This window comes from Escherichia sp. E2661 (assembly GCF_004745185.1).
GTDB lineage: Bacteria > Pseudomonadota > Gammaproteobacteria > Enterobacterales > Enterobacteriaceae > Escherichia.
In genome coordinates this window covers 77,823-90,670 of record NZ_PDIG01000004.1, presented here as the reverse complement: position 1 = coordinate 90,670, position 12,848 = coordinate 77,823, and the positions used below count along the sequence as shown (strand labels likewise).

Below are 12,848 nucleotides of genomic sequence, written 5' to 3'. Positions count from 1 at the left end.
TAATAATGAAAAAATTACTGACACCCTTTTTATTTCTTTTCGCTTTATTAAGTCCGATGCTGAATGCCGCACCGGTCACTATCAAAATCGCCTATGAAAGTAACCCCGGCGAGCCAGCGGATACAGTAGTGAAGCACTGGGCAGAACTTGTGAAGAAAAAAAGCAATGGAGATATTGTTTTCGAACTTTATCCAAGTTCACAATTAGGTTCTAAACAAGATATTACAGAGCAAGCGTTGATGGGGATGAATATTATCACCATTAGTGATGTTGGTTTTTTAACTGACTATGATGCAGACCTGGGAATATTATTTGGGCCTTATTTAACTGAAGATCCGCAGAAACTGTTTGCGATTTATGCCAGTGACTGGTTTAAACAAAAAGAACAGAAACTGCGGGAAAAAGGCGTGCATATTGTCATGAGCAACTATCTGTACGGCACCCGACAGATCATTGCTAAAAAACCAATTCGTACACCAGAAGACCTGAAAGGGATGAAGATCCGCGTGCCGAATAACGTCATGCAGATTAAAGCCATTGAAGCAATGGGCGCAACCCCAACGCCAATGCCGCTGGGCGACGTTTATCCGGCGCTGACTCAGGGGATGATCGATGGTGTGGAAAACCCGGTTTCTGTTCTGTATGGGCAAAAACTGCATGAACAGGCGAAATATCTGTCAATAGTGAACTATCTGACCAATACATCATTATGGTTGGGTGGCGAAGCGTTTTTCAGTACCCTGACACCTGCGCAGTTAGATATTATTCACCAGACAGCGTATGAAGCTGGTTTATATAGCCAGAAAATTACCACTGAGCAGGATGCGGCAATGTTGAAAACCATGCAGGAGCAGGGCGTGGAAATCATCTATCCTGACGTGGCCCCTTTCAAAGAAAAAGCCTTAAAAGTGTACCAACAATTCCCGGAATGGACCCCGGGGTTATATGACACTATTCAGCAACAGCTGAAATAACTTCATGGCACAAGGACAGGTCGGTGTTTCGGCACCGACCGTTAAGAGCAGAGGTGTGTATGCGTCTTTTAGGGAAAGTAATTGAAGTTGCCGCAGTATTAACGCTCTTTTTATTAGTGATAATAACCATTGGCGCGGTAATCATGCGCTACGTATTTAATATGCCATTACAATGGACAGAAGAAATCTCCGGTTTATTAATGGTTTGGGTGGTGATGTTCGGTGCCGTTGTTGCTGAAAGAGATAATACTCATTTGTCTATTCCATTTTTAGCTGATGCACTTACACCTCGCTGGCAACGCGTATTAACCTTATTTGTCTCTCTGATATCTATTATTTTGCTGGTTGTTATGGCCTGGTCTGCATGGAAATTAGCTGCCGGGACAGCATTTAAAACAACACAAATATTAAAAATATCCTGGTTCTGGATCGATATTGCCGTCACGGTTGGCGCTATTGGTATTGCCTGTTTTACCGCCTTACACCTGATCAAGAAAACACCCAACAAGGAAGGTGAATAATGACCGCATTGAGTGAATTACTGGCGGGAAGTTGGCTGGATAACTGGCTGATGATCATTCCGCTGATGTTCATCTGTTTATTTATCAATATGCCGGTATGGCTGGCGATGTTTTGCGGCATTCTGACCTACTTCCTTTGCTATTCAAACGTGCCGTTAATGGTGGCAATTCAGCGTTTGATTGCCACGACGCAAACTCCTTCGCTGTTAGCTATTCCATTTTTTATCTTATTAGGCACGTTAATGAGCTATACCGGTATTGCCGCACGTATTTTGCAAATTGCCAACGTGTTGATTGGCAGAATGCGCGGTGGTCTGGGTGGGGCTAATATTCTGGTCAGTACCATGATGGGCGGCGTCAGCGCCTCAAACCTGGCGGATGCCGCGATGTTATCGCGCATGATGGTGCCGGAAATGGAACAGAAAGGCTATTCCCCGTGGCTTTGCCGCGGCGATAACGGCTTGTGGTTCGCTGATTACACCAATCATTCCACCGGGTATTGCGCTGATCCTGTATGGACTGGTGGCGGATGTCTCCATCGGTTCCATGTTTATGGCCGGGATCCTGCCCGGTCTGCTGTGTTCCGCTATGTTGATCGTCACCGTATGGCTGGTGGCTATTCGTCGCGGTTTAAAACCTTCCAGCGAACACTGGCCAAAACCGAAAGAAGTGTCAGTGGCGCTGGTGCAGGCCTGGCCAGCACTGTTCTTAATCGTTGCGGTTATCGGTGGCATCCGGGCAAATATCTTCACGCCAACAGAAGCCGGAGCCGTAGCAGTATTATTGGTGATGTTTATTGGTTTTGTCATTTATCGCGAACTGAAAATCAGCCATGTATTTACTGCACTCTCTGAGACGGCGCGTTCCACGGCGTCAGTCATGTTAATCATTATGGCGAGTGCCGCGCTGGGCTGGATATTTTCCCTTGAGCGGGCAGGTATCACGGTTGCGGAGTTTGTAACTTCTCTGACCGATAATAAATATGTCTTTTTATTGATTATCAATCTGTTGCTGCTGGTGCTTGGCATGTTCCTTGAAGGTAGTGCCATCCTGCTGATATTAGTCCCATTACTTAAACCCGTGGTGGCTCATTTTGGCATTGATCCGGTGCATTTTGGCATCATTATGATCCTCAACTTATCGTTAGGAACGTTATCACCACCTGTCGGAACGGTGATGCTGCTGGTATGTAATACCGTACAGGTTTCTGTCGGGCAATTTATGCGTGAAGCGGTGCCATTACTGATCAGTCTGATTTTACTTCTGTTGGTCATTACCTATATTCCGGCAATATCTTTACTGCTGGTTTGAACAATAAATGTAATACCCTTTGATTGAGTATGACCCCCGTGATTTTTCGGGGGTATTTTACCAGGAGGCTTTTGCATTATTTTTTCTATGGTCAACCGATGGGGTGTTTTTTAAAATAATTTAGAGTATATGCTGGTTAGAAAACGTTCTGACCAGAAGGCCAGAACGTTGATAACAATATAACGACAGTGATACACACAACGTTCTATCCGCGTGAATAGAATTAGTTGTAGTTAATTTTGAACAGCACCACGGTATCAAAGGGGCCGGGATCAATGGGTGTGCCACTTATAGATGACAGCTCTGCCGTATAGGTTTTTTCATAGACCAGCATGTCGCTGGTAAAGTCGGCGTATTCAGAATATTTATTGAATGTATAGGGTGAAGAATTTTCATCCAGCACACGCAGTCGTAGCCCATTACCCACGAGCAGCGCCTGATCGCCTTCCACCAGTGTTTCTTCGGTATAAAACGAAGAACTGACTTTGAAGCCATCAGTGCACTCAGCATTTTGGGTTTTGGTCGTTTTTGATAGAGAACGTTTTTTGTCATATTGTGACGGCGAATATCCAGCACGTTAAATTTACCAAAATCGATGACCTGATTATTGGGGGTAATGGCGAAGTCGACACTGCAGTCAAGAACGCGAATATTTTCCAGCCCATAGATGTGATATTTCAGGTTTTTAGCCGAGGGATCTTCGTTGACGCTGCCTGCGCCATCAAATTGTACAACAGTGTAATCGCTAAGGGTGCTTTGATAATCGTGTGGCGGCATTTCGCGTAGTTTGACGTACAGTCGCATACGCGCCATAAATGTTCGCGATTTATGGATATTTGTAGGATCACCAGAGCAAATTTTATTTTGCCATCCCATAGCGATAATTTGCTCTGGCGTATACATGTCAATTTTTTTACTGTCGATGCATTGGTTAGTATCGATACGACTTTTTCCGAGGCTGGCGTCATAATCAGCGCCGTTATAGGTTACACCGAGCTGATAGTAACGATCCTGCATGCCGGGGTAGGGGTTTACCCACGCGTATACATGCTCACTTTCGAAATCACCGTTGGTATTGTTATCACAATAGACGGGGATTTTAATATCATCGGATTCCCAGATTTTATCTCCCGGTTTGGCGTTAGCCGGGACGGCGAATGGCATAATCGTTTCTGATTTTTCCACTGCGCCGCCTGAGGCGCCAAAATAACAGTCCAGCGCCAACGCGTTTTTTTAAGGGCAGAAATAACAAGCAGGCAATGAGTAACAGTCCTTTGCTTATACTCATTGTTTATCCTCCACCACGCGCTGCATTTTGCATTGCGCCTGACAGTTGAGCGTCGTCATACGTAACGCGCCATAGTCATCCATATAGCCAAGATAAAACTGGTTGCCGTTATAGTTACCCGTACTGGCAATTGCCGAAGCAAAAGGCGCTATGAGCGTACTTTTAAAGCCGGGCAGAATGCCTTTTTTATCGCGGCCAAGATAGGCGATGGTCAGGTAATAAGGGGTCGGGTTTTTCAGGGTAAGCTGATTATTCTGCTGGCTGACCTGTAACTGTAATTCCACATGCTCGCCCGATTTTTTGCGTAATCCGGCGGGCCGCCAGAACAACTTTATACGGCTCTGGATAGCAACCTGAAGAATGGCATGACCGGTTGCTTTTTCCGGGGCGGGGGGGATCTCGCGCAGATTATAGTAAAACAGCGACTCACGATCGGTCGGCAATTGGCTAGTGGAAGATTGCTTGACGATACGCGCCTGCGATGTCGCTTTCGCTTCCAGACGTTGGATTGGCGGCAAGGCTACGAGGAAATCATCGCTTTTATCCCCTTTGTCATTTTCTATCCATGAGTATGCGAGATAGGGAAGTTTATCGCTGCGATTTTCTTATCCGCAGGCTGGTCGCTTTATCATTGGCGTTAAACACGATACGAGTGCGATCGGGCTGTAAGGCGGCATTGCTGCATAAGCTCACGATCAGCAGAATAAGGGGCATTCCTTTAAAAATTGTCATTGTCTTTTCCTTAATTAATGACAGGCGAGAATCAGACGTTTACTCATATCTTCCAGGTGCTGAGGAAGCTGAATTAAACAACGCTGTTTATCACCCCAAAGTATTGTGAATCGCTGACTTTCACCCACACCACTTAACCAGGCGTGGCCATCTTCCCCCACCATTCCGACGCTGATTCCGCTTCCTTCTTGCCGGATATCGGCGCCGAGTGGCGGGAAATGGCCGCTGGAGTCGCGGATGATGACGTTGACATCTTTTCCTGAACGTGAAGCCAGCGCTTTATAGCCGATCGCGCCTTCCGTCCAGGTTTCTTTGACCACGTTTTCGGATACTGTCACGCCGTCGGGCAAGTCGTTCATATTGACCACGACAGTCGAGGGTTGGTAACTGGAGACAAACGGTACGACCGCAATGCCAAAGCGGTTGGTGTAGTCGAGATTACCCTGAATCGGAATGTCGGCTACACCGTCTGTACTAACCATCAGACGAGGTTCGTTGGTGGAGCTACGTCGATGAAACGCAGCGCCATAGCGTGTAGCAGTAAAGGAGCCACTCCAGCTGGTGCTGGCAGAGCTGTAATCATTAGCGGCGTACGTGCCAGACAGATCCCACTCGCCCGCAGAACTAAGATGCTGATAATTGCCGCTAACCTGTGCGCCATTGTCAGGGCGGTCAGATTGTAGCCCGGTCGATATTCCCCAACTGTTACGGTCATCCAGGGTATCGTTCCACGACATGCGGTGCGAGGTGCTATTTTTACTGTCCTGCATGTCATAACCAATGCGGCCACCGTCACCAATAGGCAATGAAATGGACAGGTAAATCTGGTTATCACGAGCTTTGTCTTCGTAATGTGTGGTGTTAAATGAGGTTGAGACGGAAATATCTTTCCAGTCACCGATATCAACGTTGAAGCCAGCGGTAATATTGGCAGTTGTGGAAGACTCCGCATTCCACCAGGTTTGACGCAACACGTTAACGTACAGGTTGAGATTCAGCGGTGTAATGGGTTGCCCGGCGGAAAGGCTGATTGTCTTTTTTTCATCCTGAGCATCAGCGTCATTGTATTTATGATCGATATAATTGGCGTAGCTATGGAAATGGCGGTCGGAGAAACGATATGCCGCTATCGAAAGAAGACTGTCGGTGGCATCTATCCGTTTACTGTAGTTGAAGCGATAACTGTAACCTTTCTCGTCCGATTGATTATCAAAACGACTTTTAGCCCAGGTGACGTCGAAGGAGAGCGCCCCCAGCCACAGCATATTTTGCCCGATACCCAGCGCGCCAGAATGATAATCGTCCCCGGCGAGAATCAACCCGCCATACAGTGAAGTATTGGAGAGCATCCCCCAGGAAACTTCATTACTTAAAAATGTTTCGTTTTCAGTATGATGAGACAAAGAAGGACGCGGACGACCAGCTGCAAGTTTATAACGTACCTGCCCCTGGCGGGTCAGAAAAGGCGTTGATGCTGCGGATACCTGGAAATTATTGACCCGACCATCTTCCTCCGCCACTTTGACATCCAGTGTGCCTTGAACTGACTGATTCAGGTCATCAATGATAAACGGGCCAGGCGGGACTTTTTTTCTGATAAATTACGCGTCCGGTATGACTTATGGTGACGGTGGCGTTAGTTTGCGCCACGCCGCTAATTTGCGGTGCGTATCCGCGTAATTCCCAGGGAAGCATTCGGTCATCGCTGGTCAGGGCTGCACCGGTATACGAAAAACCGTCAAAAATATTGGAGCTGAGATCGGTTTCGCCAAGGGTTAATCTGGAGCTTATTTGTGGTAGCGGGCGAAACAGATAGGTTCGGGAAATAGCCCCGGATCGATCGTGTACATCACCATTGTCGGATTGGTTGAGCTGGTAATCGCTACGCAACCGCCATGCTCCGGCGTTAATACCCGTTGTACCGTAAGCATTCAGATTGGTATTACTGCTCCCTTCCTGCGGGCGATAAGTGCTGGCAAACAGGTTGTAGTCCAGCAAGATACCCGAAACTCCGGCATCCCATGTTTCAGGCGGCGCCCAGTTGTCGGAATGCCATGCCAGCCAGGCTTGTGGAATCGTGATGTTAAGTTGTTGGTTGGTCTGATCAAACGTAAAGTTGATTTCCGGCAGGCTGCTAAAATCAAAACACTGATTAACCTGCGGCAATGTCTGGCGGATTTTTTCTTTAAGGCCAAATTTACTCAACAGGGAATCATTGATACAAGGAATTGTTTTGTCGTTGGCTTTTTGCCAGCGAATAGTTTGCCCGCTGCTGATTTGAATATTATTAACAACGACGCTAACAAAATAATCACCGGGAACGATAGCGCCTTTTTCATTGAGCAGAGAAATATCAACGCTATCGCGCATCGATTTATCAAGGACGTTAAGGTTAAACTCCACTGCCAATGCAGAGGGGATAGCCATTGTCAGGCAGGATAAAACAGAAAGTCGGTAAATATTCACGGCATCCATACCTGATAAATATTTGAAGAAAGGCGGCTAACTTGCCGCCGTAATACGTATAACTACACACGCTGTCATATGTACAGATTAATCAATGACGACGCGGTGATTATTTATAATCCAGCACATAGGTCGCGTTGGCAGTGACTTCACCCGCCGTCACGGGAATACCGTTATCAATCTGCTCCATCCAGGCGAAGAAGTTCAGAGTTTGTTCTGTGGCTGTTGGTTCCAGCCCAATATCTGGACTTTCTGAACCCAGAGTGATGTTGGACTGGTCTTTGTTCATTAAGCGCACGCCAACACCTGTGGCCTCACCAGCACTGGTGTTACTGAGCATCGGGGAGGCTCCCGTGGTTTTCGCTGAACTGTCAAAGGTTACCGAGACTTTTGATACTGCGGTACCTGAACCGTTATCGGAACTTGGCAGGTCACAGTTAACTAAATGAATATCGACAGGCGTTAATGCACTGTGATGATCCTGGTTGATGCGGTTCTTGGTCACCTCACCAAGATTTACTTGTTTATCAATGTCTTCTTGCTTAATTTCACAAGGTGCTTCAATAATTTCACCTTTAAAGTGAATTTCACCAGAGCCTTCATTTGCAGCATAAACAGGGGCTGAAATTAACAGAGATACGGCCAGCGCCGCCAGTGTTTTTTGTCCTTTAAACATAACGGAGTCCTTAGAGGAAATAGAAAAAGTATAGCGATACCAGAATAACTTACTTGAATATCAAATGTTTTTAGTTTTATTTAAAAACATTATTAACTGTATTAAATACAAGGCTAATTAATTGATGCGGTGAATTAATTGTTTAATGAAAAGGATGCGGGTTTATTAGAGATTTCCCTCATTTTCATGAAGTTAAAAAATGTTGCTGTCTGGAAGGGGTAATAAAAAATCATTAAATTGCTCATAAAATGAGTAGTGTTATTTTTTTTACAATATCTATGTTGGTCCGATAATGGATTTTATCTTTACAATTTTTTGTGTTTAGGCAAATAAAAATAACCCGCCATAGAAAAGACGGGTTAGAAGGATTTACTGTCAGGCAATCAATGGTTAACGCTTGATGTCGCTTTTAAAGTCGCGTTTTTCGTAACCAGTGTAAAGCTGACGCGGACGGGCAATTTTCATTCCTTCGCTGTGCATTTCGCTCCAGTGAGCAATCCAGCCAACGGTACGTGCCATCGCAAAGATGACCGTGAACATGGAAGACGGAATACCCATCGCTTTCAGGATGATACCCGAGTAGAAATCGACGTTCGGGTACAGTTTCTTCTCGATAAAGTACGGGTCGTTCAGAGCGATGTTTTCCAGCTCCATGGCCACTTCCAGCAGGTCATCTTTGGTACCCAGCTCTTTCAGCACTTCATGGCAGGTTTCACGCATGACAGTGGCGCGCGGGTCGTAGTTTTTGTACACACGGTGACCGAAGCCCATCAGACGGAAAGAGTCATTTTTGTCTTTCGCACGACGAACAAATTCCGGAATGTGTTTAACCGAGCTGATTTCTTCCAGCATTTTCAGTGCAGCTTCGTTGGCGCCGCCGTGTGCTGGTCCCCACAGAGAGGCAATACCTGCCGCGATACAAGCAAACGGGTTCGCGCCCGAAGAACCTGCGGTACGTACGGTAGAAGTAGAGGCGTTTTGTTCGTGGTCCGCGTGCAGGATCAGAATACGGTCCATCGCGCGTTCCAGAATCGGATTGACTTCATACGGTTCGCACGGTGTGGAGAACATCATGTGCAGGAAGTTTCCAGCGTAGGAGAGGTCATTGCGCGGGTAAACAAATGGCTGCCCGATGGAGTATTTGTAGCACATAGCTGCCATGGTCGGCATTTTCGACAACAGGCGGAACGCGGCGATTTCACGATGGCGCGGGTTATTGACGTCCAGAGAGTCATGATAAAACGCCGCCAGCGCACCGGTAATACCGCACATGACCGCCATCGGATGCGAGTCACGACGGAAAGCGTGGAACAGACGGGTGATCTGTTCGTGGATCATGGTATGACGAGTTACTGTAGTTTTGAATTCGTCATACTGTTCCTGGGTTGGTTTTTCACCATTCAACAGGATGTAGCAAACTTCCAGGTAGTTAGAATCGGTTGCCAGCTGATCGATCGGGAAGCCACGATGCAGCAAAATACCTTCATCACCATCAATAAAAGTAATTTTAGATTCGCAGGATGCTGTTGAAGTGAAACCAGGGTCAAAGGTGAATACGCCTTTTGAACCAAGCGTACGGATATCGATAACATCTTGACCTAGCGTGCCTTTCAGCACATCCAGTTCAACAGCTGTGTTCCCATTGAGGGTGAGTTTTGCTTTTGTATCAGCCATTTAAGGTCTCCTTAGCGCCTTATTGCATAAGACTGCCGGAACTTAAATTTGCCTTCGCACATCAACCTGGCTTTACCCGTTTGTTATTTGGCTCGCCGCTCTGTGGAAGAGAGGAAACCTGGGTACAGAGCTCTGGGCGCTTGCAGGTAAAGAATTCATTGATGACGAATAAACGGCGAATCAAGCACTTAGCAATCCGAATTATTAAACCTGTCTATCACTAATAACTGTCTCGAATGGATTGGTCAATACTTCTACACTGTTACATAAGTTAATCTTCGGTGAAATAGTGACCCCATAACTTTTACGCATTATATGCTTTTCCTGGTAATGTTTGTAACAACTTTGTTGAATGATTGTCAAATGTGATGGTTAAAAATTAAATAAATGTTGTTATCGTGACCCAGATCACTGTTCCGGATAAAACCAGACAAACTATATGTAGGTTAATTGTAATGATTTTGTGAACAGCCTATACTGCCGCCAGGTCTCCGGAACACCCTGCAATCCCGAGCCACCCAGCGTTGTAACGTGTCGTTTTCGCATCTGGAAGCAGTGTTTTGCATGACGCGCAGTTATAGAAAGGACGCTGTCTGACCCGCAAGCAGACCGGAGGAAGGAAATCCCGACGTCTCCAGGTAACAGAAAGTTATCCTCTGTACCCGTAGTCCCCAGGGAATAATAAGAACAGCATGTGGGCGTTATTCATGATAAGAAATGTGAAAAAACAAAGACCTGTTAATCTGGACCTACAGACCATCCGGTTCCCCATCACGGCGATAGCGTCCATTCTTCATCGCGTTTCCGGTGTGATTACGTTTGTTGCAGTGGGCATCCTGCTGTGGCTTCTGGGTACCAGCCTCTCTTCCCCTGAAGGTTTCGAGCAAGCTTCCGCCATTATGGGCAGCTTCTTCGTGAAATTTATCATGTGGGGCATCCTTACCGCTCTGGCATATCACGTCGTCGTAGGTATTCGCCACATGATGATGGATTTTGGCTATCTGGAAGAAACATTCGAAGCGGGTAAACGCTCTGCCAAAGTCTCTTTTGTCATCACTGTCGTGCTTTCAATTCTTGCAGGAGTCCTCGTATGGTAAGCAACGCCTCCGCATTAGGACGCAATGGCGTACATGATTTCATCCTCGTTCGCGCTACTGCTATCGTCCTGACGCTTTACATCATTTATATGGTCGGTTTTTTTGCTATCAGTGGCGAACTGACATATGACGTCTGGATTGGTTTCTTTGCCTCTGCGTTCACTAAAGTCTTCACTCTGCTGGCACTGTTTTCCATTTTGATCCATGCCTGGATCGGCATGTGGCAGGTGTTGACCGACTACGTTAAACCGCTGGCCTTGCGCCTGATTCTGCAACTGGTGATTGTCGTTGCACTGGTGGTTTACGTGATTTATGGATTCGTTGTGGTGTGGGGTGTGTGATGAAATTGCCAGTCAGAGAATTTGATGCAGTTGTGATTGGTGCCGGAGGCGCAGGTATGCGCGCGGCGCTACAAATTTCCCAGAGCGGCCAGACTTGTGCGCTGCTCTCTAAAGTCTTCCCGACCCGTTCCCATACTGTTTCTGCGCAGGGCGGTATTACCGTTGCGCTGGGTAACACCCATGAAGATAACTGGGAATGGCATATGTACGACACCGTAAAAGGGTCGGACTATATCGGTGACCAGGACGCGATTGAATATATGTGTAAAACCGGGCCGGAAGCGATTCTGGAGCTGGAACACATGGGCCTGCCGTTCTCGCGCCTTGATGATGGTCGTATCTATCAACGTCCGTTTGGCGGCCAGTCGAAAAACTTCGGCGGCGAGCAGGCGGCACGTACTGCGGCGGCTGCTGACCGTACTGGTCACGCACTGCTGCACACGCTTTATCAGCAGAACCTGAAAAACCACACCACTATTTTCTCCGAATGGTATGCGCTGGATCTGGTGAAAAACGCCGATGGCGCGGTGGTTGGTTGTACCGCACTGTGTATCGAAACTGGTGAAGTGGTTTACTTTAAAGCTCGCGCTACCGTGCTGGCGACTGGCGGGGCAGGGCGTATTTATCAGTCCACCACTAACGCCCACATTAACACTGGCGACGGTGTCGGCATGGCTATCCGTGCAGGCGTACCGGTGCAGGATATGGAAATGTGGCAGTTCCACCCGACCGGTATTGCCGGTGCGGGCGTACTGGTCACAGAAGGTTGCCGTGGTGAAGGCGGTTATCTGCTGAACAAACATGGCGAACGCTTTATGGAGCGTTATGCGCCGAACGCCAAAGACCTGGCGGGCCGTGACGTGGTGGCGCGTTCCATCATGATCGAAATCCGTGAAGGTCGCGGTTGTGATGGTCCGTGGGGGCCACACGCAAAACTGAAACTCGACCACCTGGGTAAAGAAGTTCTTGAATCCCGTCTGCCGGGCATCCTTGAACTCTCCCGCACCTTCGCTCACGTTGATCCGGTGAAAGAGCCGATTCCGGTAATCCCAACCTGTCACTACATGATGGGCGGTATTCCGACCAAAGTGACCGGTCAGGCGCTGACCGTGAACGAGAAAGGCGAAGATGTGGTGATCCCTGGGCTGTTCGCGGTAGGTGAAATTGCCTGCGTATCCGTACACGGCGCAAACCGTCTGGGCGGGCAACTCGCTGCTGGACCTGGTGGTATTTGGTCGTGCGGCTGGCCTGCATCTGCAAGAGTCTATCGCCGAGCAGGGCGCACTGCGCGATGCCAGCGAGTCTGATGTTGAAGCTTCTCTCGATCGTCTGAACCGCTGGAACAACAACCGTAACGGTGAAGATCCGGTGGCGATTCGTAAAGCACTGCAAGAATGTATGCAGCATAACTTCTCGGTCTTCCGTGAAGGTGATGCGATGGCGAAAGGTCTTGAGCAGTTGAAAGTGATCCGCGAGCGTCTGAAAAATGCCCGTCTGGATGATACTTCCAGCGAGTTCAACACCCAGCGCGTTGAGTGCCTGGAACTGGATAACCTGATGGAAACGGCGTATGCAACGGCTGTTTCTGCCAACTTCCGTACCGAAAGCCGTGGCGCGCATAGCCGCTTCGACTTCCCGGATCGCGATGATGAAAACTGGCTGTGCCACTCCCTGTATCTGCCAGAGTCGGAATCCATGACGCGCCGAAGCGTCAACATGGAACCGAAACTGCGCCCGGCATTCCCGCCGAAGATTCGTACTTACTAAT

General features: G+C 47.8%; 7 protein-coding genes and 5 pseudogenes. 6 read left to right on the top strand and 6 right to left on the bottom strand.

The genetic code is table 11. The annotated features are described in order from the left end of the window. Positions 1-5 precede the first annotated feature (5 nt). The 3 genes and pseudogenes from CRI63_RS03000 to CRI63_RS02990 all read left to right on the top strand — a co-directional run bounded on the left by CRI63_RS03000 (position 6) and on the right by CRI63_RS02990 (position 2,806). A complete protein-coding gene (locus CRI63_RS03000; RefSeq protein WP_135518455.1) occupies positions 6-974 on the top strand; it encodes a C4-dicarboxylate TRAP transporter substrate-binding protein in 969 nt (322 codons plus the stop codon). A gap of 59 nt (positions 975-1,033) precedes the next feature. Next, entirely contained in the window at positions 1,034-1,495 is a 462-nt protein-coding gene (locus CRI63_RS02995) for a TRAP transporter small permease (protein ID WP_130209852.1), read from the top strand. Continuing rightward, a pseudogene (locus CRI63_RS02990) lies at positions 1,495-2,806 on the top strand (TRAP transporter large permease). Before CRI63_RS02995 ends, CRI63_RS02990 begins: the two are co-directional and overlap by 1 nt. A gap of 223 nt (positions 2,807-3,029) precedes the next feature. Here the strand turns inward: CRI63_RS02990 and CRI63_RS24085 are convergent. From CRI63_RS24085 to CRI63_RS02960, 6 genes and pseudogenes are all read right to left on the bottom strand, one after another. Continuing rightward, positions 3,030-4,094, bottom strand: a pseudogene (locus CRI63_RS24085) (type 1 fimbrial protein). After that, a pseudogene (locus CRI63_RS02980) lies at positions 4,091-4,826 on the bottom strand (molecular chaperone). Before CRI63_RS02980 ends, CRI63_RS24085 begins: the two co-directional pseudogenes overlap by 4 nt. Before the next feature lie 14 nt (positions 4,827-4,840). After that, a pseudogene (locus CRI63_RS02975) lies at positions 4,841-7,301 on the bottom strand (fimbria/pilus outer membrane usher protein). 100 nt (positions 7,302-7,401) lie between these two features. Continuing rightward, the gene (locus tag CRI63_RS02970; RefSeq protein WP_135518453.1) at positions 7,402-7,968 is read right to left on the bottom strand and encodes a fimbrial protein; all 567 of its coding nucleotides are present in this window, start codon (positions 7,966-7,968) and stop codon (positions 7,402-7,404) included. Positions 7,969-8,358: 390 nt separating this feature from the next. Further along, complete coding sequence (gene gltA / locus CRI63_RS02965) at positions 8,359-9,642, bottom strand: citrate synthase (RefSeq protein ID WP_130214984.1); 1,284 nt, start codon at positions 9,640-9,642, stop codon at positions 8,359-8,361. Between the two features lie 204 nt (positions 9,643-9,846). Next, the gene (locus CRI63_RS02960) at positions 9,847-9,954 is read right to left on the bottom strand and encodes a hypothetical protein (protein ID WP_130209864.1); all 108 of its coding nucleotides are present in this window, start codon (positions 9,952-9,954) and stop codon (positions 9,847-9,849) included. A gap of 380 nt (positions 9,955-10,334) precedes the next feature. Here CRI63_RS02960 and sdhC point away from each other — a divergent pair, with 380 nt between their 5' ends. The 3 genes and pseudogenes from sdhC to sdhA all read left to right on the top strand — a co-directional run bounded on the left by sdhC (position 10,335) and on the right by sdhA (position 12,847). After that, positions 10,335-10,739 (top strand): succinate dehydrogenase cytochrome b556 subunit, encoded by a 405-nt coding sequence (gene sdhC / locus CRI63_RS02955; protein WP_165382759.1) that lies wholly within the window; start codon positions 10,335-10,337, stop codon positions 10,737-10,739. After that, complete coding sequence (gene sdhD / locus CRI63_RS02950) at positions 10,733-11,080, top strand: succinate dehydrogenase membrane anchor subunit (protein ID WP_130209866.1); 348 nt, start codon at positions 10,733-10,735, stop codon at positions 11,078-11,080. Before sdhC ends, sdhD begins: the two co-directional genes overlap by 7 nt. Then, positions 11,080-12,847, top strand: a pseudogene (sdhA, locus tag CRI63_RS02945) (succinate dehydrogenase flavoprotein subunit). The gene sdhD and the pseudogene sdhA overlap by 1 nt, the downstream one beginning before the upstream one ends. Position 12,848 lies beyond the last annotated feature (1 nt).

What these genes read in the sequence shown, in the direction of transcription:
- CRI63_RS03000 (WP_135518455.1), top strand. Translation starts at nt 6, where the DNA reads ATGAAAAAATTACTGACACCCTTTTTATTTCTTTTCGCTTTATTAAGT.
- CRI63_RS02995 (WP_130209852.1), top strand. Translation starts at nt 1,034, where the DNA reads ATGCGTCTTTTAGGGAAAGTAATTGAAGTTGCCGCAGTATTAACGCTC.
- CRI63_RS02970 (WP_135518453.1), bottom strand. Translation starts at nt 7,968, where the DNA reads ATGTTTAAAGGACAAAAAACACTGGCGGCGCTGGCCGTATCTCTGTTA.
- gltA (WP_130214984.1), bottom strand. Translation starts at nt 9,642, where the DNA reads ATGGCTGATACAAAAGCAAAACTCACCCTCAATGGGAACACAGCTGTT.
- CRI63_RS02960 (WP_130209864.1), bottom strand. Translation starts at nt 9,954, where the DNA reads ATGCGTAAAAGTTATGGGGTCACTATTTCACCGAAGATTAACTTATGT.
- sdhC (WP_165382759.1), top strand. Translation starts at nt 10,335, where the DNA reads ATGTGGGCGTTATTCATGATAAGAAATGTGAAAAAACAAAGACCTGTT.
- sdhD (WP_130209866.1), top strand. Translation starts at nt 10,733, where the DNA reads ATGGTAAGCAACGCCTCCGCATTAGGACGCAATGGCGTACATGATTTC.